The following is a 23791-nucleotide window of genomic DNA, read 5'->3' on the forward strand; positions in this document are numbered from 1 at the left end:
CGTGCGCCACCGGCCTGAGTAGGCTCGGACCATGATCCATGACCTGGAGTGGACCGACCTCGACCGCAAGGCCGTCGACACGGCGAGAGTCCTCGCGATGGACGCCGTGCAGAAGGTCGGCAACGGCCACCCCGGCACGGCGATGAGCCTGGCGCCGGCGGCCTACCTGCTGTTCCACAAGGTGATGCGGCACGATCCCGCAAACCCCGACTGGATGGGCCGCGACCGGTTCGTCCTCTCCTGTGGTCACTCCTCGATCACGCTCTACACGCAGCTCTTCCTCGGCGGCTTCGGCCTGGAGCTCTCCGACCTCCAGGCGCTCCGCACCTGGGACAGCAAGACCCCCGGCCACCCCGAGTTCGGTCACACCGCCGGCGTCGAGGTCACCACCGGCCCGCTCGGCCAGGGCGTGGCGAACGCGGTCGGGATGGCCATGGCCGCCCGCCGCGAGCGCGGACTCCTGGACCCGGGCGCCGGCGACGGCCCCTCGATCTTCGACCACAAGGTGTACGTGATCGCCTCCGACGGCGACCTCGAGGAGGGCGTCAGCAGCGAGGCGTCCTCGATCGCGGGCACCCAGGAGCTCGGCAACCTCACCGTCATCTACGACGCCAACCGGATCTCCATCGAGGGCGACACCCACATCGCCTTCAACGAGGACGTCGCCAAGCGCTACGAGGCCTACGGCTGGCACGTCCAGACCGTCGACTGGACCGGCAACGACCACTCCGACCTCGCCAACTACGCCGAGGACGTGCCCGCCCTCCACGAGGCCATCCGCGCCGCCGACGGTGTCGACGACAAGCCCTCGCTGATCGTCCTCAAGACCGTCATCGCCTGGCCGGCACCGAGCGCCCAGAACACCGAGGCGGCGCACGGCTCGGCCCTCGGCGCCGACGAGGTGGCGGCGACGAAGTCCGTGCTGGGCTTCGACCCCGAGCTCCACTTCGAGGTCCCCGCCGACGTCCTCGCCCACACCCGCTCGCTCGTCGAGCGCGGCAAGACCTGGGCCGCCGAGTGGGAGGCTGAGCGCGACGCCTGGGCCGCGGCGAACCCGGACGGTGCCGCCCTCCTGCAGCGGATGCGCCAGCGTGCCCTGCCGGACGGCATCGAGGGCGTGCTCCCGACGTTCGAGGCCGACGCCAAGGGCGTTGCCACCCGGGCCGCCTCCGGCAAGGTCATCAACGCCATCGCTCCGGTCATGCCCGAGCTGTGGGGCGGCTCCGCCGACCTCGCCGGCTCCAACAACACCACCATCAAGGACGCCCCGTCCTTCCTGCCGCTCGACCGCTCCGTCGAGGAGTGGAAGGGCGACCCGTACCAGGGCCGCGTGCTCCACTTCGGCATCCGTGAGCACGGCATGGGCGCGATCATGAACGGCATCGCCGTCCACGGCGGGACCCGCGTCTTCGGTGGCACGTTCCTGACCTTCTCCGACTACATGCGCGGTGCCGTCCGGGTGGCCTCGCTGATGAAGGCCCCGGTCATCTACGTCTGGACGCACGACTCCATCGGTCTCGGCGAGGACGGTCCGACCCATCAGCCCATCGAGCACGTCGCCTCCCTGCGCGCCATGCCGGGCCTGGACGTCGTACGACCTGCCGACGCCAACGAGACCGCAGCCGTCTGGCTGCAGGTCCTGCGCAACACGGACCGTCCGGCGGGTCTCATCCTGAGCCGCCAGAACGTCCCGACGTTCCCGCGCGGCGCCGAGGGCTTCGCGACGACCGAGGACGTCGCCAAGGGCGGCTACGTCCTCATCGACGCCGAGGGCGGCGAGCCCGATGTCGTCCTGCTCGCCACCGGTTCCGAGGTCCAGCTCGCCGTCACGGCCCGCGAGCAGCTGAAGACCGAGGGCGTCAACGCCCGGGTGGTCTCGCTCCCCTGCCTCGAGTGGTTCGACGCCCAGACGCAGGCCTACCGCGACGCCGTGATCCCGCCGACCGTCAAGGCCCGGGTGAGCGTCGAGGCCGGCGTGAAGCAGGGCTGGCGCGAGTACGTCGGCGATGCCGGCCGGATCGTCAGCATCGACCACTACGGCGCCAGCGCCGACGCCGGCACGCTGTTCCGCCAGTTCGGCTTCACCCCCGAGGCGGTCGTTGCGGCCGCCAAGGAGAGCATCTCCGCCGCCGGAGCCTGACCGACCGTACGGGCACCCGGTATCCGCAGCACTCTCACGAGGAGGATCCATGACCGATCGACTGAAGGCCCTTGCCGACGCAGGGGTGTCCATCTGGCTCGACGACCTGTCCCGCGAGCGCATCGAGTCCGGCAACCTCGCCGAGCTCGTCGCCAGCTCGTCGGTCGTGGGCGTCACGACCAACCCCACGATCTTCGCCAGCGCGATCGCCAAGGGTGAGCGTTACGACGAGCAGGTCCGCGGCCTGGTCGCGGAAGGCGCGGGCGTCGACGAGGTCATCTTCGCGCTCACGACCCAGGACGTCCGCAACGCGTGCGACATCCTCGCGCCCGTCGCCGCCTCGACCGCAGAGGACGGCCGGGTCTCGATCGAGGTCGAGCCCACGCTGGCCAACGACACCGATGCCACGATCGCCTCTGCGAAGGCGCTGTGGGCCGCGGTCGACCGGCCCAATGCCCTCATCAAGATCCCGGCGACCCTCGAGGGCCTGCCTGCGATCACCGAGGTCATCGCCGCTGGGATCAGCGTCAACGTGACCCTCATCTTCTCCACCGAGCGCTACCGGGCCGTCATGGACGCCTACCTCGCCGGTCTGGAGAAGGCCCAGTCCGCGGGCATCGACCTGTCCACGATCCGCTCGGTCGCGTCCTTCTTCGTCTCGCGCGTCGACACCGACATCGACCCGCGGCTGGAGGCGATCGGCACCGACGAGGCGCTCGCCCTGCGTGGCAAGGCCGCCGTTGCCAACGCCCGTCTGGCCTACGCCGCGTTCCAGGAGGTCACCGCCTCCGAGCGGTGGACCTCGCTCGCCGCCGCCGGGGCGAACACCCAGCGACCGCTGTGGGCATCGACGGGAGTCAAGAACCCGGCGTACCCGGACACCCTCTACGTCACCGACCTGGTGGTCGCCGACACCGTCAACACGATGCCCGAGAAGACCATGCAGGCCTTCGCCGACCACGGCGAGCTCGTCGCGGAGAACGGCGGCGACGCGGTCTCGGGCAAGGCAGCCGAGGCGCAGGCCGTCTTCGACGCGCTGGCTGCCGTCGGGGTCGACCTGGACGACGTCTTCCACGTCCTCGAGACCGAGGGCGTCGACAAGTTCAGGGCGTCGTGGATCGAGCTGGTCGAGACCGTCGAGGCACAGATGGCGGCGTCGACCGGTACGGCCAAGGGCTGAGCACCGTGGGCGCGGCTCCTGTCGATCCACGCTCCACCGCGGCCTGGGCCACCCTGACCCGGCTCGCCGACGACCTCGTACCCGACCTGCGTCGGTGGTTCGAGGTCGACCCCGGCCGCGCCGAGCGGTTCTCGATCACGGGCGGCGACCTGCGGGTCGACCTGTCGAAGAACCTGATCAACGACGACGTCATCGAGGCACTGCTCCAGCTCGCTGACGAGGTCGGTCTCGCCGCCCGCCGCGACGCCATGCTCCGCGGTGACCACATCAACGTCACCGAGGACCGGGCGGTGCTCCACACCGCGCTGCGCCAGCCGGAGGGCGCCCACGTCGAGGTCAACGGCGACGACGTCGTCGACGACGTCCACGAGGTGCTGGGCCGCGTCTACGCCTTCGCCCGCGACGTCCGGTCCGGCGCCTGGACCGGGGTGACCGGGGAGCGCATCCGCACGGTCGTCAACATCGGCATCGGTGGTTCGGACCTCGGACCGGTGATGGCCTACGAAGCCCTCAAGCCGTACGTCCAGGACGGCCTCGAGTGCCGCTTCATCAGCAACATCGACCCGACCGACGCGGCCGACACCCTAGCCGGCCTGGATCCCGCCACCACGCTCTTCATCGTGTCGAGCAAGACCTTCGGCACCCTCGAGACCCTCACCAACGCGCGGCTCTGCCGGACCTGGCTGCTCGACGGCCTGCGTGCCACCGGCGCGATCCCGGACGGTGACGAGGCCGCCGGCTCCGCCGTGGCCAGGCACTTCGTGGCGGTCTCCACCGCACTGGAGAAGGTCGCCGCGTTCGGCATCGATCCTGCCAACGCCTTCGGCTTCTGGGACTGGGTCGGTGGCCGGTACAGCGTCGACTCCGCGATCGGCACCTCCCTCGTCGTCGCGATCGGTCCCGAGAGGTTCGAGGAGTTCCTCTCCGGCTTCCACGCCCTCGACGAGCACTTCCGCTCCACCCCGCTGGAGTCCAACGTGCCGGTCCTGATGGGCCTGATGAACGTCTGGTACGTCAACTTCCTCGGCGCCCAGACCCACGCGGTGCTGCCGTACGCCCAGTCGTTGCACCGCTTCCCGGCCTACCTCCAGCAGCTCACGATGGAGTCCAACGGCAAGAGCGTGCGCTGGGACGGCACTCCGGTCACGACCGCGACGGGCGAGGTGTTCTGGGGAGAGCCCGGCACCAACGGACAGCACGCCTTCTACCAGCTCATCCACCAGGGCACCCGGCTGATCCCGGCCGACTTCCTGGCGTTCGCGACGCCGACCGACCCGCTCGTCGACGGCGAGACCGATGTCCACGAGCTCCTGCTGGCGAACTTCTTCGCGCAGACCCGGGCACTGGCGTTCGGCAAGACGGCCGACGAGGTCCGGGCGGAGGGCACGACCGAGCAGCTCGTCCCCGCGCGGGTGTTTCCGGGCAACCGGCCGACGACGTCGATCATGGCGCCGTCCCTCACCCCGTCCGTGCTGGGCCAGCTGATCGCGCTCTACGAGCACATCACCTTCACCCAGGGCGTCGTGTGGGGCATCGACAGCTTCGACCAGTGGGGTGTCGAGCTGGGCAAGCAGCTCGCCCTGCAGATCGCGCCGGCGCTCTCGGGCGACGACGACGTGCTGGGCGCCCAGGACGCGTCGACCCAGGCCCTCATCCGCTACTACCGGGAGCACCGCTCACGATGACCGATCTCAGCCAGCGACCCGATCCTCTCGTCGAGGTCCATGACGACGCAGGCGCCCTCGCCACCGCCATCGCCGGAGAGCTCCTCAACCGGATCGCCGATGCCCAGGCAGCGGGCCACATCCCCGACATCGGCCTCACCGGAGGCACCATCGCCGAGGCGGTCCACCGCGAGGTCGCGCGGATGGCTCCGGCCTCGGGCGTCGACTGGGGCGCGGTGCGGTTCTACTTCGGGGACGAGCGCTTCGTGCCCGCCGGATCGCCGGACCGCAACGCCGGGCAGGCGCGGGCGGCCTTCCTCGACGAGGTCGGCGCGACCCGCGTGCACGAGGTGCCGGCGAGCGACGAGTCCGACAGCGCCGAGAGCGCCGCGGCGGCGTACGCCGAGACGGTGCGCGCCACCGGTGGCGGCTCCTTCGACGTCCTGATGCTCGGTGTCGGGCCCGACGGACACATCGCATCCCTCTTCCCGGGGCATCCGGTGCTCGATGCGACCGATGCCATCGCCGCCGCCGTGCACGACTCTCCCAAGCCTCCGCCCGACCGCGTCACACTGACGTTCGAGGCGTTGAACCGGTCGCGCGCCGTGTGGTTCCTGGTCAGCGGCGAGAGCAAGGCCGATGCCACCCGTCGGGCGCTGGCCGACGAGGGCTCCGTCGCGGAGACGCCGGCCCGCGGCGTTCGCGGCGAGATCGAGACCACGTGGTTCCTCGACTCCGACGCCGCCAGCCAGCTCTGACGCACCCTCGGGCCTGTCGCCCCGACCGCCCCACAGGACACCGGATCGGCCTCTCGGGATCCACAACGCCCCCGGCGCACGTGTCCCTCCACAGCGACCGCTGACCTCGCAGACCTGCGACGTCGCGGTCGCCGAGGATCCCGACATGAGCACTCGACCACCCCTCGGCCTGTTGGCCCTGGTCCTCCTGACTCTTCTCGTCCTCGCACCCACCGCACCGGCCGACGCCGAGCGTCTCGGGCCAGGGCGCCCGGACCAGCCCGCCTTCTCCGGGTACACGACCCGCGCCGGACACGAGCTCGGCATCGCCGCGCTCGCCGACGGCACCATCGGCATCTGCCTCGACACCGGCACCAGGCTCTGGCCGCGCCGCTCGACCCGCGCCACGACGGTCACTGATCCGGTCGTCGGCTACCTCCTCTCCACCACGCTGGGGCCTGCCCGCCGCGACGGCGCCCTGGCCACCGCCCTGTGGTGGGTGGTCGGCAAGGAACGCGGACTCAACTCCCAGCCACGGAGGATGACGTCTCGTCTGGCCGAGCTCCGACGCGAGAGCCCGGGCCTGCACCGCAAGGTCCTGACAGCAGCGCGGACGTTGCTCGCCGACGCGCGACGTCACGCGGCACCGGCGTCCGGGTACCGCGCCACCCCTCCCCGACTGACCTCCGAGGGACGCACCGGCACCGTCGGCGGACTCGGGATCCGGTCGGCCGCCGGCCGGTGGGTGCCCGGCATCAGGATGGAGATCACGTTGACCGGCGCGACCTTCACCGACGGGAGGTCGTCCAGGACCGTGACCACCACGACGAGGGCATCGGAGTCGGCGTGGCACCGGATCGACGGCGAGGCCGTCACCGTCCGCGTGCGCTACACCGGCGTGCCCGAGCACCGCTACCGGCTGCACCGCTCCGGCGCACGCTTCCAGCGGGTCGCTGCGTCGGCGGGGACCCGGGCCCTCACCACGAGCGCGCGCACGGCGGAGCTGCCGACTCCGTCCCTCACCACCCGTGTGAACCTCCAGCGGGCACTGTCCGGCGACGTCCTCGTGGACGCCGTCACCGTCCGTGGCACGGGCGGTGCGAAGGTCGCCGGTGAGTGGCGCCTGCTCGGACCGGTCCGACCCGACAGTGGCCTGCGCTGCCGTGCCGTCCGCTGGACGGGCGCGCCGGTGGCCGGTCGGGGAACCTTCTCCGTCACCGGCGACACCACCGTGCACGTGGGACGCACGCGCGTCCTGCGCGGTGGGTGCTACACCTACCAGGAGCGACTGACGGCGTCGGCCCGGACCATGGCGACGGCGTGGACACCCGCCGGGCTGGTCGAGGAGACCTCACTCGTCAGGCCCCGGCCGCCGGCCGTTCCCACGCACCCGGTGGTCGACACCGGCGGACAGGGAGCCGGTCGGTCCACCAGCGGGGCCACAGCGCGACTGCGCGCTCCCACGGCCCGGGTGTCGGCTCGTCTGAGTGGCGTGGACTTCCGCCGGTCGGTGCTCACTGCTCCCGTACGTCGCACTGACGCCGGCATCTGGCGCGAGGGCGCTCGGCTGTCGGCCCTCGTCGGCACCACCGTGGTGGTCGGCCACGTCTCGGACCGACGCGACCGGCCCGGTGTCTTCCACCGGCTGCGGCGCCTCGACGTCGGTGACCGACTGACCACCACCGATGCCGGGGGTTCGAACCTCACCTGGCGCGTGGTCCGGGTCCGGACCGTCGATCGCCGACGACTGCCGCGTTCCCTGTTCTCGCAGGGCATCGCGCGACGACTGGTGCTGATCACGTGCACCGACCGGGTCAGGACCTCAACAGGAGGCTTCCACTACAGGAAGAACCTCGTCGTCGAAGCGGTCCCGTACTGACGAGACCACGACGAAGCAGCGCCGGGGCGCCACCCGTCAGAAGACGACGTCGCCCGACTTGCGGCGGGACCGCAGGAGCTGGATCGCCTCGTCGAGGATGACCTCGGCCTCCTTGTCGGAGCGGCGCTCCTTCACGTAGGCGAGGTGCGTCTTGTAGGGCTCGATCTTCGGAGGCGGCGGGGCATTCTCCGAGTCGAGGCCACCGGGAAGACCGCACTTCGGGCAGTCCCAGGAGTCCGGGACGTTGGCCTCGACGGAGAACGTGATCACCGAACGGTGGCTGTTCACGCAGAAGTAGGTCACCGCCTGGCGCGGAGCCGCCTCACCACGCTCGGCCTCGCCCATGGGACCCGCACCGACGCGACTGCCACGAATCGCGTTTCCACCACCAGCCAACGGAGTTTCTCCTCAAGATCAAGCGGCCCGGTGTTCCACGGGCCAGCTGCAGTCGGTCAGTTCTGATAGGCGAGCAGCAGTCCGAGCGCGATGACGCACGCGAACCAGATGACGCCGATGCCAATGGTGAAGCGGTCGAGGTTGCGCTCGGCGATCGAGGAGCCGCCGAGGGAGCTCGACGTACCACCACCGAACATGTCCGAGAGTCCACCGCCACGACCCTTGTGCAGCAACACCAGGAGGATCAGCATGAGGCTCGTGATCACGAGCAGCACAGTCAGAAGCGTCGACACGCGAGGAATCCTACGTCAGGCCCGGATCTAGGGGAGAACCGGCATGTCGTAGAAGCGGCAGATGCCGCCGAACTCGTCGACCTGCAGGCTTGCTCCACCCACCAGGGCGCCGTCCACGTCGGCCTTCGCCATGATCCCGGCGACGTTGGCAGCCTTCACGGAGCCGCCGTAGAGGACGCGCACGGAGTCGGCGGCCTCGGCCCCGAAGGACTCCTTGATCTGGCCCCTGATCGCCGCACAGACCTCCTGTGCGTCCTCGGGAGTGGCGACCTCGCCGGTGCCGATGGCCCACACGGGCTCGTAGGCGATGACGAGCGAGGCGACCTGCTGCGCACTGAGTCCCGCGAGCGAGCCCTCCACCTGGGCCATCGTGTGCGGCACGTGCTCGCCCGCCTGGCGGATCTCGAGACCCTCACCGACACACACGATGGGGATGATGTTCTCGCCGAGCGCGGCCTTGGCCTTGGCGTTGACGATCTCGTCGGTCTCGTTGTGGAACTGGCGCCGCTCGGAGTGGCCGACCACGACGTAGGAGCAGCCGAGCTTGGCGAGCATGCCCGCCGAGATCTCGCCGGTGTAGGCGCCGCTGGCATGCGCAGAGACGTCCTGGGCGCCGTACTTGATGGACAGGCGGTCGCCGTCCACCAGCGTCTGCACCGAACGGATGTCGGTGAACGGCGGGATGACCGCCACGTCGACCTTGGCGTAGTCGTGGCGCTTGTCGGACAGCGTCCAGGTGAGCTTCTGGACCAGCACCACGGCTTCGGCGTGGTTGAGGTTCATCTTCCAGTTGCCCGCCATCAGCGGGGTACGGGTCGCGTTGCTCATCAGTCCTCCAGAACTGTGATGCCGGGGAGGTCCTTGCCCTCGAGGTATTCGAGGCTGGCACCTCCGCCGGTCGAGATGTGGCCGAACGCGGCCTCGTCGAACCCGAGGGTGCGGACGGCGGCAGCGGAGTCGCCACCACCGACCACGGACAGTCCGTCGATCGCGGTGAGCGCCTTCGCCACGGCGCGGGTGCCCTCGGCGAAGGCCAGCTGCTCGAACACGCCCATGGGCCCGTTCCAGAACACGGTGCGCGCATCGGCCAGGGCGGCTGCGAAGGCAGCTGCCGACTCGGGGCCGATGTCGAGACCCAGCGCGTCGGCGGGGATCTCCGTGGCCGGCACGACCCGTGCCGATGCCTCGTCGCCGAAGCTGTCGGCCACGACGATGTCGGTCGGGACGAGGATCTCGACGCCGAGCTCAGCGGCTCGCGCCCGGTAGGCGCGCACGGTGTCGAGCTGGTCCTCCTCGAGCAGGCTCTTGCCGACCTCGAGGCCGTCGGCCTTGAGGAAGGTGAAGACCATGCCGCCGCCGATGAGCAGCTTGTCGGCCTTGCCGAGCAGGTTGTCGATCACACCCAGCTTGTCCGAGACCTTGGAACCGCCCAGGACGACGGCGTAGGGCCGCGCCGGGTCGTCGGTGAGCCGCCTCAGGACGTCGATCTCGGCGGCCACGAGGGCACCCATCGTGTGCGGCAGCCGCTGCGCGACGTCGTACACGCTGGCCTGCTTGCGATGCACGACACCGAAGCCGTCGGACACGAAGGCATCGGCCAGCCCGGCGAGCTGGTCGGCGAAGGCACCCCGCTCGGCGTCGTCCTTGCTCGTCTCCCCGGCGTTGAACCGGACGTTCTCCAGGAGCGCGACCTGGCCGTCGCCCAGGGCCGCGACCACCTCCTGGGCGGAGGCGCCGACGGTGTCGGTGGCGAAGGCCACCGGAGCGCCCAGGAGCTCGGCCAGGCGGACGGCAACGGGCCCGAGGGAGTACGCCGGGTCCGGCTCCCCCTTCGGTCGACCGAGGTGGGCCGTGACCACGACGCGGGCGCCGGCCTCGGCGAGCGCCCGGATCGTCGGCACGCTGGCCCGGATCCGTCCGTCATCGGTGATGGTCGTCCCGTCGAGCGGGACGTTCAGGTCCGAGCGGACCAGGACGCGTTGGCCGCCGATCGTGCGCAGGAATTCCGGGTCGAGTCCGTTGTTGTCCGTCACAAGCGTCAGAGCGTAGCGCCGACGTGCACGATCAGGTCGGCGAGGCGGTTGGAGTAGCCCCACTCGTTGTCGTACCAGCCGGCGACCTTGACCTGGTTGCCGATCACCTTGGTCAACGGGGCGTCGAAGATGCACGACGCCGGGTTGGTGACGATGTCGGACGACACGATCGGGTCGGTGGAGTAGACGAGGAAGCGACCGTCCGCGGCGGCCCGGACGATCTCGTTGACCTCCTCGACGGACGTCTCACGCGAGGCCTCGAAGGTCAGGTCGGTCAGCGAGCCGGTCGGGGTCGGGACCCGCAGCGCGTAGCCGTCGAGCTTGCCCTTCAGCTCCGGCAGCACCAGGCCGATGGCCTTCGCCGCACCGGTCGAGGTCGGCACGATGTTGATCGCCGCGGCGCGGGCGCGGCGCAGGTCCGAGTGGATGTTGTCCTGGAGGTTCTGGTCGGCCGTGTAGGCGTGCACGGTCGTCATCAGGCCCTTGACCAGGCCGAGGCCGTCGTTGAGCGCCTTGGCCATCGGGGCGAGGCAGTTGGTGGTGCACGAGGCATTCGAGATCACCGTGTGGGCGGCGCCGTCGTACCGCTCGTGGTTGACGCCCATCACGATCGTGATGTCCTCGTTGGAGGCGGGCGCGGAGATGATGACCTTCTTGGCTCCCCCGCCGTCGACGTGGGCGCGCGCCTTGGTCGCGTCGGTGAAGAAACCGGTCGACTCCACGACGACGTCGACGCCCAGGTCGCCCCAGCCGAGGGCCGCGGGGTCGCGCTCGGCGAAGGCCCTGATCTCCGTGCCGTCGACGATGATCGAGTTGTCCGTCGAGGTGACCTCGACGCCCAGTGGACCGAGGATCGAGTCGTACTTCAGCAGGTGCGCGAGGGTGGCGTTGCCGGTCAGGTCGTTGACACCGACGATCTCGATGTCGGCCCCGCTTGCCCGCACTGCGCGGAAGAAGTTGCGGCCGATCCGGCCGAATCCGTTGATGCCTACGCGGACAGTCACCGTGGGTGCTCCTCTGTTGTGTCAGATGTGTGGCGCGATGTGTGACGCAGATCATGCGTCACCCACGACCCTATCCGGGCACGCCTCGTCACCGCTGCCCGCCGTCCGCGATACGGGCAGGTAACAACACAAACAAACACAAAGCCACATTCGAGGCAGGCGGACCTGCTCAGACCTGCTCGAACCTGCTCAGGCGTCGCCGGCGAGCATCTCGGCGGTCAGCGATGCCTCGGTGTCCGGAACGCCGAGGTCCTCGGCGCGCTTGTCGGCCATCGCCAGGAGGCGGCGGATCCGGCCGGCGATCGCGTCCTTGGTGAGCACGGGCTCGTGGAGCTGGCCGAGCTCCTCGAGGGAGGCCTGCTTGTGCTGGAGCCGCAGCTCCCCCGCCATCCGCAGGTGGTCGGGGACCTCGTCGCCGAGGATCTCCATCGCCCGGTCGACCCGGGCGCCGGCCGTCACGGCAGCACGGGCGGAGCGGCGAAGGTTGGCGTCGTCGAAGTTGGCGAGCCGGTTGGCGGTCGCGCGGACCTCACGCCGCATGCGGCGTTCCTCCCAGGCCATCAGGGTCTCGTGCGCACCGAGCCGGGTCAGCAGCTGACCGATCGCGTCGCCGTCGCGGATGACCACGCGGTCGACGCCGCGGACCTCGCGGGCCTTGGCCTGGATGCCGAGCCGACGGGCCACGCCGACCAGCGCCAGGGCGGCCTCGGACCCCGGGCAGGTGACCTCCAGCGAGGATGAGCGGCCGGGTTCGGTCAGCGAACCGTGGGCGAGGAAGGCACCGCGCCAGGCGGCGACCGCGTCGCACGCGCCTCCGGACACGACGGCCGGCGGCAGTCCGCGCACCGGACGCCCGCGCTGGTCGAGCAGCCCGGTCTGGCGCGCGAGGGCTTCGCCGTCCCGTGCTACCCGCACGATGTAGCGGCTCCCCTTGCGCAGTCCGTTGCCCTGGACCATCACGACGTCCGAGCTCTGGCCGTAGATCTCCGAGATGTCCCGGCGCAGCCTGCGGGCGGCGGCACCGGTGTCCAGCTCGGCTTCGACCACGATCCGGCCGGCGACGATGTGCAGGCCGCCGGCGAAGCGCAGCGTGGAGGCGACCTCGGCCTTGCGACAACACACCTTGGTGACCGACGTACTGGCCAGTTCTGCCTTCACCTGTGCCGTCATCGCCATGCGCACGATCCTCCCACGCTGGTCAACAACCCTCGGCGGCGCATCAGGACGCCGGGGATGTGCCCGTTCCCGGGTCAGCCCGCGGCGAAGATCCGCCCGTAGGCCGCTGCGAGCTTGAGCGGATCGTGCCGCGGGGTGCCGTCGTCGGCGGCGACGTCGTCGAGGACCAGCCGCGCTCCGAGCACGCGACACATCTCGTCGAGCTCGGTGAGGCCGGTGCCGACCGACGTGCGATCAGCCAGGACGGTGTGGATGGCGAGGTCGGGCGCGTGCTCCGCCAGGACGGCGAGGTGGTCGGCCGGGCCGAACCCGCCGGTCTCGCCTGCCTGCTCCTCGAGATTGAGTACGACGACGAGGCGGGCGTCCGTGCTGACCAGGGCCTCACGCAGGGCGGGCACCAGCAGGTGCGGCAGGACCGAGCTGAACCAGGACCCGGGCCCGAGCACGGCCCAGTCGGCCTCGGTGATCGCCTGGACCACGGCCGGGCTCACCTCGGGGCGGGCAGGCTCCAGGGCGATCGAGGCGATCACGCCGTCCGTGGTGGCGACCTCGACCTGGCCCCGCACGGTGGTCAGCAGGTCCGGATCGGTCGCGACGAGGCCGCGCACCTCGGCGGTGATGTCCATCGGTGCCAGCGCCATGGGCAGCACCCGGCCGCGGGCGCCGAGCAGCCGCCCCACCAGGTCGAGCGCGTCGACGTGGTCGCCGAGCAGCTCCCACAGGCCGACGATCAGCAGGTTGCCGACGACGTGGCCCCTCATCTCGCCGTCGCCCTCGAACCGGTGCTGGAGCACCCGGGCCCAGGTGTCGCCCCACTCGTCGTCTCCGCAGAGCGCGGCCAGGGCCATCCGCAGGTCCCCCGGCGGCAGGACGCCGAACTCGCCACGGAGCCGGCCGGACGAGCCGCCGTTGTCGGCGACCGTCACGACTGCGGTGAGCTCGTCCACGGTGAGGTCGTCGAGGAGGTGACGCAGGGCGCTCAGTGATGCGTGCAGTCCGTGGCCGCCTCCCAGGGCGACGACGGCCTGTGCCCTCAGCTCATTCACGACCGAGGTCGCGGTGGATCACGCGGGCGACGTGGCCCAGCTCGGCGAGACGACGGGGGATCTCCTCGCTCATCGCCACGCTGCGGTGCTTGCCGCCGGTGCACCCGATGGCCACCCGCATGAACCTCTTGCCCTCGCGCAGGTAGCCCTCCGCGACACCGGCGAGCAGGGGGACGTAGGAGTCCAGGAACTCCTCGGCCCCCGGACGGGCCATCACGTAGGCCGAGACCTCGCCGTCCTGGCCGGTGCGCGGCCGGAGCTCGGGCACCCAGTGCGGGTTGGGGAGGAACCTCATGTCGGCGAGGTAGTCGGCGTCGACCGGGATGCCGTACTTGAAGCCGAAGCTGATCACCGTGACCCGCAGCCGCGCGGTCTCGGCGGTCCCGAAGGACTCGGCGATCCGGTCGGTCAGCTGGTGGACGTTGAGGCTGCTGGTGTCGATCACCAGGTCGGCCTCGGAGCGCAGGTCGGCGAGCACCACCCGCTCCCGCTGGAGGCCGTCCAGCAACCGGCCGCCCTGCTGCAGCGGATGCGGTCGGCGCGCTGCCTCCTGGCGCCGCACGAGCACCTCGTCCGTGGCGTCCAGGAACACCAGGCTCGTGTCACGTCCGGTGGCCCCGTGGGCGAGGGCGCTGCTCAGCCCCTGGAAGAAGGAGCCCGACCGGACGTCGACCACGACGGCGACCGGCTGCGCCGGGCCGTGGCTCTCGTCGACGAGACGGACGACGTCGGCCAGCAGGGTGGGCGGGAGGTTGTCGACCACGAAGTAGCCGAGGTCCTCGAGCTCCTTCGCGGCAGTGCTGCGTCCGGCACCGGTCATGCCGGTGACGACGACGAGCTGTCCAGGCGTGCTCTCGGTCATGGTCGTCATTGTGGTGCAGCCTTGCGTCGGCCGGCTGCCCCGGTGTCGTCCTGCGCCAGCGCGTCCTTGATCGACTGGGCCGTCCGGGGGCCGACCCCGGGCACCGCAGCGATCTCCTCCACCGTCGCGGCCCGGAGCTTGCGGAGCGAGCCGAAGTGGCGCAGCAGTGTCTTGCGGCGCACCTCTCCCAGACCCGGGACCCCGTCGAGCACGCTCTCGACCATCGACTTGGACCGCCGGTTGCGGTGGTGCGCGATCGCGAAGCGGTGCGCCTCGTCCCGCACGCGCTGCAGGAGGTAGAGGCCCTCGGACGTGCGCGGGAGGATCACGGGATCCTCGGCGACGCGGCCGTCGGGACCGACGACCCAGACCTCCTCGAGGCGCTTCGCCAGCCCGCAGACGGGGATGTCGTCGATGCCGAGCTCGTCGAGGGCGCGCTGGGCCGCGGCGACCTGCGGGGCTCCGCCGTCGACGACCACCAACCCCGGCGCGTAGGCGAACTTGCGTGGCCGGCCGGTGTCGGGGTCGATCAGCATCGGGCCGGAGCCGGTCTCGGGGTCGCCGGGCTTGAGCTCCGAGCGCGCCTGCTCGTCGAGGAGCCGCTTGAACCGCCGGGTGATCACCTCGTGCATCGCGGCGACGTCGTCGGAGCCCTCCTGGTCGCGGATCACGAACCGGCGGTACTCCCCCTTGCGTGACAGCCCGTCCTCGAACACGACCATCGACGCGACGATCTCGGTGCCCTGCATGTGGGAGACGTCGTAGCACTCGATCCGCAGCGGCGCCTCGTCGAGCTCGAGTGCCTCCGCGATCTCGGCGAGCGCACGGTTGCGGGTGGTCAGGTCGCTGGCGCGCCTGGTCTTGTGCAGCACCAGCGACTCCGTGGCGTTGCGCCCGACCGTCTCCTGGAGCGCCTTCTTGTCGCCCCGCTGCGGGACCCGGATCTCCACGCGGGACCCGCGCAGGTCGGACAGCAGCTGCTCGAAGGTCGCACTCTCGGGCGGCAGCTCGGGCACGAGGATCTCCCGCGGCACCGCGTCGCGAGCGTCCTCGGGAGCCACGCCGGCGTACAGCTGGAGCAGGAAGTCCTCGACCAGTGCCGAGGTGTCGCCGTCGTCGGTGCGGTCGGCCACCCAGCCGCGCTGACCGCGGATCCGGCCGCCACGCACGTAGAACACCTGCACCGCGACCTCGAGCGGGTCCTCGGCGAGGGCGATGACGTCAGCGTCCGAGCCGTCGCTGAGGACCACGGCCTGCTTCTCCAGCGCCTTGTTCATCGCGCCGAGGTCATCGCGCAGCCGCGCGGCCTTCTCGAAGTCCAGGGCATCGGAGGCGGCGTACATCTCCTGCTCGATGCGCTTGGTGAACTGCTTGGTCCGCCCGGCCATGAAGTCGCAGAAGTCCTCGACGATCTCGCGGTGCTCGTCGGGTGACACGTTGCCCACGCAGGGGGCGGCGCACTTGTCGATGTAGCCGAGCAGGCAGGGCCTGCCGATCTGGCCCGACCGCTTGAAGACGCCGTTGCTGCACGAGCGCATCGGGAACACGCGGAGCAGGATGTCGACGGTCTCGCGGATCGCCCAGGCGTGGCCGTAGGGACCGAAGTAGCGGGTGCCCTTGCGCTTGGCGCCGCGACCCACCATCACCCGCGGGAACTCCTCGGAGACCGTGACGGCCAGCCAGGGGTAGGACTTGTCGTCGCGGTACTTCACGTTGAAGCGCGGGTCGTACTCCTTGATCCAGGAGTACTCCAGCTGCAACGCCTCGACCTCGGTCTTGACGACCGTCCACTCCACCGACCGCGCCGTCGTCACCATCGTCGCGGTGCGCTGGTGGAGGTTGCCGATGTCCTGGAAGTACGACGACAGCCGGGACCGGAGGTTCTTGGCCTTGCCGACGTAGACGACCCGGCCCTTCGCGTCACGGAACCGGTAGACCCCCGGCTGGGTCGGGATCGAGCCGGGCTCGGGCCGATAGCTCAGGGCGGGTGACACGTGCGCCAGCCTACGGAGATGCACCGACACCCTCATATCGGGCAATGTCACGTGACATACTCGACCTATGGGTTGTCGTGACCTCTACGGGTATCCACTCACCACCAGTCGCCAGGCCGCCGAGGCCTACCGCGACGGCGTCGGCGACCTCCTGCGACTGCGCGCCGGTGCGGCGGGGAGGATCGCCTCCTCCGTCGCGCTCGACCCTACGTTCGCCATCGGTCACGCGACCCTCGCGCTGCTGGGCCACGAGATGTGCGTGCAGGTCGACATCGAGTCCCGGCTGGTCGACGCGCGGCTCCACGCCGGACGGGCCACCGAACGCGAGCGCAGCCACGTGCACGCCGTGCAGCGTCACCTGCAGGGCGACTCCCTCCCCCTCGTGGCCCACGTGGCGGCGTACCCGCTCGACGCGGTGCTGCTCTCCGTCGCGATGCCGACGATCGCGTTCGCCGGGGTCACCGAGGTCCCGGAGCAGGCATGGAACATCGTCGAGCAGGCCGCACCGGCGTACGGCGACGATCCCTGGATCAACGGCCTGCTCGCCTTCGTCCGTCAGGAGCAACGACGTTTCGACGACGCGATGGACCTCGCGTGCCGCTCCCTGCTCGTCGAGCCGTCCGGCGGCCACGCGGCCCACGCCCGGGCCCACGCGCACTACGAGACCGGCGACCACGCGGCAGGCCTGGCCTGGATGGACGACTGGGTCGTGGGTGAGGGCGCGGCGACCGACAGCATCACCCACTTCGCCTGGCACGCGGCGCTGCACGAGCTCTCGCTCGGCGACCTCGACGCCGTACGACGTCGCTACGAGACCCAGCTCCAACCGCGGCACGCGGTCGGCTGCCGGGCGCTGGTCGACACCGGCTCCCTGCTGTTCCGGTGGGCGCTCACGCCCGACGGCGTGGACGCACCAGCCATGGACGAGGTCGTCGCGCTGACTGGTCGACACGTCCTCGAGGAACCGGCCACGGCCTTCCTCGGGATGCACTCGGCGGTGGCCCTGCTCGCCGTGGGCGACGACGCGGGCCTGGAGCGGCTGGGCGCCTGGAGCGCCCGCAACCCGAACCCGACCCACCGCGAGGTCCTCGCTCCCCTCGCCGGCGCGCTGCGGCTGCTGACCCGAGGGCGCTGGAGCGAGGGCGCCGACCGCCTCGCGGAGCTGACCCCGCACTGCTGGCGCCTCGGTGGTTCCGACGCCCAGCGCGAGCTCGTCGAGGAGACCCGGATCGCCGCACTCCTGCGAGCCGGTCGGTACGACGAGGCGCGCGCCCTGCTGGACGCGCGCCTGGACCGTCGACCGGCGGTGCGTGACCGCCGCTGGCGGGAGTCCGCCCTGCGGTCAGGCAGCGAGGATCTTGTCGCCGCTCACGTCGATCTCGACCTTGCTGAGCGCTGAGGGCGCCGGTCCGCCCTCGACCTCGCCGCTGTCGGCGGAGTAGGACGAGCCGTGGTTGGCGCAGAGGATCTTGCCGTCGGCCACCGAGGTCACCGTCAGGCTCTGGTGCGTGCAGACGGCCGTGAAGGCGCGGAAGGTGCCCTCCACGGGCTGGGTGATGACGATCTTCTCGGCCGTCAGGATCAGACCGCCGCCGACCGGGATCTCGCTGGTCGAGGCGAGCTCGGCGCCGGCATCGACCTCGGCGCTCGCGCCGTCGTCGCCCGAGTCGCTCCCGGCGCAACCGGCGAGGGCTGCGGCCACACCGAGCGCGCCGAGACCCGAGAAGACGATCCGGCGGTTGACGAGCGGCCCGCTCATGCCTTGACCACCTGGTCGCCGCTGACGGTCACGGCGACCTCGGCCAGTGCCGACGGAGCGGGGCCACCCTTCACGGCGCCGTCCTCGGCGGAGAAGCTGCTGCCGTGGCACGCGCAGGCGATCGAGTTGTCGCTGACCGAGGTGACCAGGCAGCCCTGGTGGGTGCAGAGCGCGGAGAACGCCTTGAACTCCCCCTCCGAGGGCTGGGTCACCACGAGGGAGGCGTCCTTGAGGATCACGCCACCGCCGACGGGGACCTCCGAGGTCGCCACCAGCCCGTCGCCCGCAGGAGCACCGGTGGCCGCAGTGGTCGTCTCTGCCGCCGTGGGCGAGGTGGAGGTGGCCGGGGCCGTCGGCGAGCTCGTTGCCGGGTCTGCCGCCGAGGAACCACCGTCGTCGCCGCACGCGGCGAGGAGGGGGACTCCGACGCCGAGGGTTGCTGCTCCGGTCAGGGCACCGCGCCTGCTGAGGGGGGCTGTCATGGCGTCAGGCTACGGGCCCTTCCTGAGGAGTGGCTATGACCTGGATGTGGCCGCGGCCTTCTTCCGGGTGCGCTTCTTCGGCGTGGTCGGTTGAGCGGCTCCGCGACCGGCGAGCATCGGCTTGAGGAACTGCCCCGTGTAGCTCGACGCGACCGCAGCGATGTCCTCGGGCGTGCCCTCGGCCAGCACCGTGCCACCCCGCGATCCACCCTCGGGTCCCATGTCGATGATCCAGTCCGCGGTCTTGATGACATCGAGGTTGTGCTCGATCACCAGCACCGTATTGCCCTTGTCGACCAGGCTCGACAGCACGCCGAGGAGCTTGCGGATGTCCTCGAAGTGCAGGCCGGTGGTCGGCTCGTCCAGGACGTAGACGGTGCGCCCGGTCGACCTCTTCTGGAGCTCGGCGGCCAGCTTGACGCGCTGGGCCTCGCCGCCGGACAGGGTCGTCGCCGGCTGCCCCAGCCGGACGTAGCCGAGACCCACCTCGACGAGCGTCTTCATGTGCCGCGCGATCGCCGGGACCGCTCCGAAGAACTCGAGCGCCTCCTCGATCGGCATGTCGAGGATCTCCGCGATGGTCTTGCCCTTGTAATGGACCTCGAGCGTCTCGCGGTTGTAGCGGGCGCCGTGGCAGACCTCGCACGGGACGTAGACGTCCGGCAGGAAGTTCATCTCGATCTTGATGGTTCCGTCACCGGCGCAGGCCTCGCAGCGTCCGCCCTTGACGTTGAAGGAGAAACGGCCCTGCTGGTAGCCACGCATCTTCGCCTCGGGCGTCTGCGCGAACAGCTTGCGCACGTGGTCGAAGACGCCGGTGTACGTCGCCGGGTTGGAGCGCGGGGTCCGACCGATCGGTGACTGGTCGACGTGGATGACCTTGTCGACGTGGTCGAGGCCGGTGATCTTCTGGTGCCGACCCGGAATCGCCCGGGCGTTGTAGATCTGCTTGGCGAGCGAGGTGTAGAGGATGTCGTTGACCAGCGTGGACTTCCCGGAGCCGGAGACCCCGGTCACCGCACAGAAGACGCCGAGCGGGAAGCTGACGTCGACGTCCTGGAGGTTGTGCTCGCGGGCGCCGTGGACGGTGAGCTCGCGACCGGCGGTCCGCGGACGGCGTACCTCCGGGACGGGGATCTCGCGGCGACCGGAGAGGTACTGCCCGGTCAGCGAGTCCGGGTGCTCGAGGAGCCCCTTCACCGTGCCGGAATGGACCACCTGTCCGCCGTGCTCGCCGGCGCCGGGGCCGATGTCGACGACCCAGTCGGCGACCTTGATGGTGTCCTCGTCGTGCTCGACGACGATCAGGGTGTTGCCGAGGTCCTTGAGCCGGACCAGGGTCTCGATCAGCTTCTGGTTGTCGCGCTGGTGCAGGCCGATGGAGGGCTCGTCCAGGACGTAGAGGACGCCGACCAGCCCGGCACCGATCTGGGTGGCGAGCCGGATCCGCTGCGCCTCGCCACCGGAGAGTGACCCCGAGGGACGGTCCAGCGAGAGGTAGTCGAGCCCGACGTCGAGCAGGAAGTTGAGCCGCTCCTGGATCTCCTTGAGCACCCGCTCACCGATCTGGCGCTCCCGGGAGGACAGGTCGAGGTCGCTGAGGTAGGCGGCGGCCTCGTTGATCGGCAGCGCGCAGACCTCGGCGATGTTCTTGCCACCGGCCTCACGAGCGCCGAGGGTCACCGACATCGAGACCGGCTTGAGCCGACTCCCGGCGCAGACCGGGCAGGGCACCTCGCGCATGAAGCCCTCGAAGCGCTCCCTGCTGGTGTCGCTCTCGGCCTCGCGGTGACGACGCTCGACGTACTTGCGGACGCCCTCGAACTCGGCGTAGTAGGAGCGCTCGCGGCCGTAGCGGTTCTTGGTGACGACGTGGACCTTGGTCGAGTGGCCCTCGAGGATCGCCTTCTGCGACTTCGCGGACAGCTGCTCCCACGGGGTGTCGACGTCGAAGCCCAGCTCCTCCCCGAGCGCGATCAGCAGCCGGCCGAAGTAGTCGGCGACGTGCGCGTGGCTCCAGGGCTGCAGGGCACCCTCGGCGAGGGTCGCGGTCTCGTCGGGGACGACCAGCTCGGGGTCGACCTCCATCCGGGTGCCGAGGCCGACGCAGGACGGGCAGGCACCGAAGGGTGAGTTGAAGGAGAACGAGCGGGGCTCGAGGTCGTCGGTCTCGATCGCGTGCTCGTTGGGGCACGCCATCTTCTCGGAGAACTTCAGCTCCTGGCCGGTGTCGACCATGTCGAAGACGACCAGCCCGCCGGCCAGGCCGAGGGCGGTCTCGACCGAGTCCGTCAGACGCCGCTTGGCGGAGGACTTGACCGCGAGCCGGTCGATCACGACGTCGATGCTGTGCTTGAGCTTCTTGTCCAGCGTCGGGGGGGTGTCGAGGTTGTGTGTCTCGCCGTCGACCCGGGCCCGGGAGAAGCCCTGCGACTGGAGCTGGCGGAAGAGCTCGACGTACTCGCCCTTGCGACCGCGCACGACGGGGGCCAGGACCTGGAAACGGGTGCCCTCCTCGAGGTCGAGCATCCGGTCGACGATCTGTTGAGGGGTCTGCCGCTCGATCGGGGCACCGCAGGTCGGGCAGTGCGCGCGCCCGGCGCGGGCGTAGAGGAGGCGGAGGTAGTCGTAGACCTCGGTGATCGTGCCGACGGTGGAGCGCGGGTTCTTCGAGGTGGACTTCTGGTCGATCGACACCGCCGGCGAGAGGCCCTCGATGAAGTCGACGTCGGGCTTGTCCATCTGCCCGAGGAACTGGCGCGCGTAGGCCGACAGCGACTCGACGTAGCGGCGCTGGCCCTCCGCGAAGATCGTGTCGAACGCCAGGCTCGACTTCCCCGAACCGGAGAGCCCTGTGAAGACGATCAGGGAGTCCCTGGGAAGGTCGATCGAGACGTCCTTGAGGTTGTGCTCGCGCGCCCCTCGGATGATCAACTGCTCCTGCACGACCGGTCCCTTGCTGTGTGTCGAGTTCGAACAAACGTTCGCCATGGTACGTCGCGGAGACAAGCCCCCACGCCCGGGATCCACCCTCTCACCCGGCGCCGACAGTCACCGTTTCGCGGGCATGATGGGGAGGTGACTTCCGAACTCGAGGCCGCCACCGGGCGCCTGCTCGCCACGGTCGACGCCCTTCCCCACCCCGACTGGACCGGTGCCAGCCACTGCACCGGGTGGAGCCGTGCCCACGTCATCGCCCACCTGGCGCTCAACGCGGAGGGGCTCGCCGGTGTGCTGCGCGGCATCGCGGACGGCGTGCCGACGACGATGTACGCCTCCGACGCGAGCCGTGACGACGACATCGACGAGCTCGCGCACGCCGGTCCAGCCGAGGTGCAGGAGAGGTTGCGCTCGTCGGCGGAGCTCTTCGACGCAGCGCTGGCCGCGGCGGGCGCAGTGCCCCGGGGCGCCACCTTCGAACGGACTCCGGGCGGCCGGGTGATGCCGGCAGACGCCGTTCCCTTCCTGAGGCTGCGGGAGGTCGAGATCCACCACGCCGACCTCGACGCGGGCTACACCGCCGCCGACTGGCCGACCGAGACGGCCAGGTCCTTCCTGAAGAACGACTCCCGGCAGTACCGCGGCCCCGGCATCCACGTCGTGGCCACCGATCACGACGCGCGCTGGTCGTTCGGCGACACCGGCGCCGACTCGCCGACCGTGAGTGGACCGCTGGGCGCCCTCGCGTGGTGGGCGACTGGCCGCGACCCGGGACCAGTACTGTCCAGCACCGAAGGAACGTTGCCGACCTTGGAGGGCCGATGAGCTACACCGGAGAGGTGACGCCGGGCGGCGCCGCCGACGTACGCGAACTCTCGACGCTGACAATCACCAAGGTCGCCGTCGACGACAAGATGTCGAACAACTGCTACCTCCTGCGGTGCAACGCCACGGGCGACCAGGTCCTGATCGACGCCGCGGACTCCCCCGACACCCTGCTCCCGCTGATCGGCTCCGCCGGGTTGACCTCCGTGGTCACGACCCACCAGCACTGGGACCACCACCGCGCGCTGGCGGCGGTGCGGGAGGCGACCGGCGCGATCGTGGTCGCCGGCGAGCCCGACGCCGACGCGATCACCGAGCAGACCGGCGTGCCCGTCGACCGCCGCGTCTCGGACGGCGACGTCGTCAACGTCGGTGCCTGCGAGCTCGAGGTCATCCGGATCACCGGCCACACCCCCGGTTCGATCTGCCTGGTCCACCGCGACCCCGCTGGCACGGCCCACCTCTTCACCGGCGACTCCCTCTTCCCGGGAGGCGTCGGCAACACCTTCGGCGATGCCGACGCCTTCGTCAGCCTGGTCAACGACGTCGAGGCGAAGATCTTCGGCACGCTGGGTGACGACACGTGGTTCTACCCCGGGCACGGCAACGACTCGACCCTGGGCGAGCAGCGGCCGCACGTGGCGGAGTGGCGCGAACGCGGCTGGTAGCCGGAGGGACCGAAGCCGACCTAGGCCGGTGGCGTGAACGCAGCCCGCGCCTTCGCCACCTGCTCTCGGGTCACGCACCCGACGACGTGGTCGTTCACCAACCCCATCGCCTGCATGAACGCGAAGGCGGTGGTCGGGCCAACGAACTTCCAGCCTCGCTTCCTCAGGTCCTTCGACAGGGCGATCGCGGCGGGAGTGGTCGTGAGGGTCTGGGGCTCCCCCAGCTCGTCGAGAGACGGCTCGAAGGTCCAGAAGTACGCCGCGAGGGAGCCGCGCTCCGCGATCAGGTCGATCGCCCGCCCGGCGTTGGTGACGACGGCCTCGATCTTGCCCCGATGCCGCACGATGCCCGCGTCACCGAGGAGTCGCTGGACGTCGGCCTCGTCGTAGCCGGCGACGGCCTGCAGGTCGAAGTCCGCGAAGGCCGCGCGGAAGGCGGGACGCTTCACCAGGATCGTGCGCCAGCTCAGGCCCGACTGGAAGCCCTCGAGGCTGACCTTCTCGAACAACCGCACGTCGTCGACGACCGGGAAGCCCCACTCGGCGTCGTGGTAGGCGGGGAACTCAGGAGCGCTCACGGCCCAGGGACAGCGAGGGAGCCCATCGGGACCCGGCACGGCGATGCTCATGGCCGAAGCCTCCCAGAGCCCACCGACACCGTGCGCGAGGGGAAATGGCCGACGGCCTCGCGGCAGGGCCGCGAGGCCGTCGTA

General features: G+C 70.6%; 21 protein-coding genes. 8 read left to right on the top strand and 13 right to left on the bottom strand.

Features of this window, described 5'->3' with window-relative positions; genetic code table 11:
- The first annotated feature begins 31 nt into the window (after window positions 1-31).
- From tkt to ASE01_RS19425, 5 genes are all read left to right on the top strand, one after another.
- Window positions 32-2140, top strand: coding sequence for a transketolase (tkt, locus tag ASE01_RS19405; protein ID WP_056756279.1), 2109 nt, complete (start codon window positions 32-34; stop codon window positions 2138-2140).
- A gap of 49 nt (window positions 2141-2189) precedes the next feature.
- A complete protein-coding gene (gene tal, locus ASE01_RS19410) occupies window positions 2190-3320 on the top strand; it encodes a transaldolase (RefSeq protein ID WP_056756282.1) in 1131 nt (376 codons plus the stop codon).
- A gap of 5 nt (window positions 3321-3325) precedes the next feature.
- Entirely contained in the window at window positions 3326-5005 is a 1680-nt protein-coding gene (gene pgi / locus ASE01_RS19415) for a glucose-6-phosphate isomerase (protein ID WP_056756284.1), read from the top strand.
- Window positions 5002-5742: a 6-phosphogluconolactonase gene (gene pgl / locus ASE01_RS19420; protein WP_056756287.1), complete on the top strand. Its 741-nt coding sequence runs from the start codon at window positions 5002-5004 to the stop codon at window positions 5740-5742. The genes pgi and pgl overlap by 4 nt, the downstream gene beginning before the upstream one ends.
- A 145-nt stretch (window positions 5743-5887) precedes the next feature.
- Window positions 5888-7600, top strand: a complete 1713-nt coding sequence (locus ASE01_RS19425) for a class F sortase (RefSeq protein WP_056756290.1) — start codon at window positions 5888-5890, stop codon at window positions 7598-7600.
- Window positions 7601-7636: 36 nt separating this feature from the next.
- Here the strand turns inward: ASE01_RS19425 and ASE01_RS19430 are convergent, their stop codons facing one another.
- From ASE01_RS19430 to uvrC, 9 genes are all read right to left on the bottom strand, one after another.
- Window positions 7637-7996: an RNA polymerase-binding protein RbpA gene (locus ASE01_RS19430; RefSeq protein WP_082606240.1), complete on the bottom strand. Its 360-nt coding sequence runs from the start codon at window positions 7994-7996 to the stop codon at window positions 7637-7639.
- A 56-nt stretch (window positions 7997-8052) separates the two neighbouring features.
- Window positions 8053-8289 carry a preprotein translocase subunit SecG gene (secG, locus tag ASE01_RS19435; RefSeq protein WP_082606241.1) on the bottom strand — a complete coding sequence of 79 codons (237 nt, stop codon included), beginning with the start codon at window positions 8287-8289 and terminating at the stop codon, window positions 8053-8055.
- Between the two features lie 27 nt (window positions 8290-8316).
- Window positions 8317-9117 (bottom strand): triose-phosphate isomerase, encoded by an 801-nt coding sequence (tpiA, locus tag ASE01_RS19440; RefSeq protein ID WP_082606242.1) that lies wholly within the window; start codon window positions 9115-9117, stop codon window positions 8317-8319.
- Window positions 9117-10322 (bottom strand): phosphoglycerate kinase, encoded by a 1206-nt coding sequence (locus tag ASE01_RS19445; protein ID WP_056756296.1) that lies wholly within the window; start codon window positions 10320-10322, stop codon window positions 9117-9119. The genes tpiA and ASE01_RS19445 overlap by 1 nt, the downstream gene beginning before the upstream one ends.
- Window positions 10323-10327: 5 nt before the next feature.
- Window positions 10328-11326 (bottom strand): type I glyceraldehyde-3-phosphate dehydrogenase, encoded by a 999-nt coding sequence (gene gap, locus ASE01_RS19450; protein ID WP_056756299.1) that lies wholly within the window; start codon window positions 11324-11326, stop codon window positions 10328-10330.
- A gap of 189 nt (window positions 11327-11515) precedes the next feature.
- Window positions 11516-12502 (bottom strand): DNA-binding protein WhiA, encoded by a 987-nt coding sequence (gene whiA / locus ASE01_RS19455; RefSeq protein WP_056756302.1) that lies wholly within the window; start codon window positions 12500-12502, stop codon window positions 11516-11518.
- Between the two features lie 74 nt (window positions 12503-12576).
- Entirely contained in the window at window positions 12577-13548 is a 972-nt protein-coding gene (locus ASE01_RS19460) for a gluconeogenesis factor YvcK family protein (RefSeq protein ID WP_082606243.1), read from the bottom strand.
- Window positions 13541-14419 carry an RNase adapter RapZ gene (gene rapZ, locus ASE01_RS19465; protein WP_414858539.1) on the bottom strand — a complete coding sequence of 293 codons (879 nt, stop codon included), beginning with the start codon at window positions 14417-14419 and terminating at the stop codon, window positions 13541-13543. Before rapZ ends, ASE01_RS19460 begins: the two co-directional genes overlap by 8 nt.
- Window positions 14416-16404 (bottom strand): excinuclease ABC subunit UvrC, encoded by a 1989-nt coding sequence (uvrC, locus tag ASE01_RS19470; protein WP_200958917.1) that lies wholly within the window; start codon window positions 16402-16404, stop codon window positions 14416-14418. Before uvrC ends, rapZ begins: the two co-directional genes overlap by 4 nt.
- 67 nt (window positions 16405-16471) lie before the next feature.
- Here uvrC and ASE01_RS19475 point away from each other — a divergent pair, with 67 nt between their 5' ends.
- Window positions 16472-17803, top strand: coding sequence for a hypothetical protein (locus ASE01_RS19475; RefSeq protein WP_056756313.1), 1332 nt, complete (start codon window positions 16472-16474; stop codon window positions 17801-17803).
- Here ASE01_RS19475 and ASE01_RS19480 read toward each other — a convergent pair.
- Genes ASE01_RS19480 through uvrA form a run of 3 tightly spaced genes read right to left on the bottom strand, consistent with a single transcriptional unit; the run spans window position 17747 to window position 21636 of the window.
- On the bottom strand, window positions 17747-18163 hold the full coding sequence (locus ASE01_RS19480; RefSeq protein ID WP_056756317.1) for a Rieske (2Fe-2S) protein: 417 nt from the start codon (window positions 18161-18163) through the stop codon (window positions 17747-17749). The two genes, ASE01_RS19475 and ASE01_RS19480, sit on opposite strands and share 57 nt — an antisense overlap.
- The gene (locus ASE01_RS19485) at window positions 18160-18645 is read right to left on the bottom strand and encodes a Rieske (2Fe-2S) protein (protein ID WP_056756320.1); all 486 of its coding nucleotides are present in this window, start codon (window positions 18643-18645) and stop codon (window positions 18160-18162) included. The genes ASE01_RS19480 and ASE01_RS19485 overlap by 4 nt, the downstream gene beginning before the upstream one ends.
- 33 nt (window positions 18646-18678) lie before the next feature.
- Window positions 18679-21636, bottom strand: a complete 2958-nt coding sequence (uvrA, locus tag ASE01_RS19490; protein ID WP_414858540.1) for an excinuclease ABC subunit UvrA — start codon at window positions 21634-21636, stop codon at window positions 18679-18681.
- Window positions 21637-21723: 87 nt separating this feature from the next.
- Here uvrA and ASE01_RS19495 point away from each other — a divergent pair, with 87 nt between their 5' ends.
- Window positions 21724-22410: a maleylpyruvate isomerase family mycothiol-dependent enzyme gene (locus ASE01_RS19495; RefSeq protein ID WP_056756325.1), complete on the top strand. Its 687-nt coding sequence runs from the start codon at window positions 21724-21726 to the stop codon at window positions 22408-22410.
- The gene (locus ASE01_RS19500) at window positions 22407-23078 is read left to right on the top strand and encodes an MBL fold metallo-hydrolase (protein ID WP_056756327.1); all 672 of its coding nucleotides are present in this window, start codon (window positions 22407-22409) and stop codon (window positions 23076-23078) included. The genes ASE01_RS19495 and ASE01_RS19500 overlap by 4 nt, the downstream gene beginning before the upstream one ends.
- A gap of 20 nt (window positions 23079-23098) precedes the next feature.
- Here the strand turns inward: ASE01_RS19500 and ASE01_RS19505 are convergent, their stop codons facing one another.
- Window positions 23099-23707, bottom strand: coding sequence for a DNA-3-methyladenine glycosylase I (locus tag ASE01_RS19505; RefSeq protein ID WP_056756329.1), 609 nt, complete (start codon window positions 23705-23707; stop codon window positions 23099-23101).
- Window positions 23708-23791: the final 84 nt, after the last annotated feature.

Source organism: Nocardioides sp. Root190 (assembly GCF_001428565.1).
Lineage (GTDB): Bacteria > Actinomycetota > Actinomycetes > Propionibacteriales > Nocardioidaceae > Nocardioides.

Bases quoted from the DNA above. Each gene is read 5' to 3' on its own strand.
- tkt (WP_056756279.1), top strand. From the start codon at position 32: ATGATCCATGACCTGGAGTGGACCGACCTCGACCGCAAGGCCGTCGAC.
- tal (WP_056756282.1), top strand. From the start codon at position 2,190: ATGACCGATCGACTGAAGGCCCTTGCCGACGCAGGGGTGTCCATCTGG.
- pgl (WP_056756287.1), top strand. From the start codon at position 5,002: ATGACCGATCTCAGCCAGCGACCCGATCCTCTCGTCGAGGTCCATGAC.
- ASE01_RS19425 (WP_056756290.1), top strand. From the start codon at position 5,888: ATGAGCACTCGACCACCCCTCGGCCTGTTGGCCCTGGTCCTCCTGACT.
- tpiA (WP_082606242.1), bottom strand. From the start codon at position 9,117: ATGAGCAACGCGACCCGTACCCCGCTGATGGCGGGCAACTGGAAGATG.
- whiA (WP_056756302.1), bottom strand. From the start codon at position 12,502: ATGGCGATGACGGCACAGGTGAAGGCAGAACTGGCCAGTACGTCGGTC.
- rapZ (WP_414858539.1), bottom strand. From the start codon at position 14,419: ATGACGACCATGACCGAGAGCACGCCTGGACAGCTCGTCGTCGTCACC.
- ASE01_RS19475 (WP_056756313.1), top strand. From the start codon at position 16,472: ATGGGTTGTCGTGACCTCTACGGGTATCCACTCACCACCAGTCGCCAG.
- ASE01_RS19480 (WP_056756317.1), bottom strand. From the start codon at position 18,163: ATGAGCGGGCCGCTCGTCAACCGCCGGATCGTCTTCTCGGGTCTCGGC.
- ASE01_RS19485 (WP_056756320.1), bottom strand. From the start codon at position 18,645: ATGACAGCCCCCCTCAGCAGGCGCGGTGCCCTGACCGGAGCAGCAACC.
- uvrA (WP_414858540.1), bottom strand. From the start codon at position 21,636: ATGGCGAACGTTTGTTCGAACTCGACACACAGCAAGGGACCGGTCGTG.
- ASE01_RS19500 (WP_056756327.1), top strand. From the start codon at position 22,407: ATGAGCTACACCGGAGAGGTGACGCCGGGCGGCGCCGCCGACGTACGC.
- ASE01_RS19505 (WP_056756329.1), bottom strand. From the start codon at position 23,707: ATGAGCATCGCCGTGCCGGGTCCCGATGGGCTCCCTCGCTGTCCCTGG.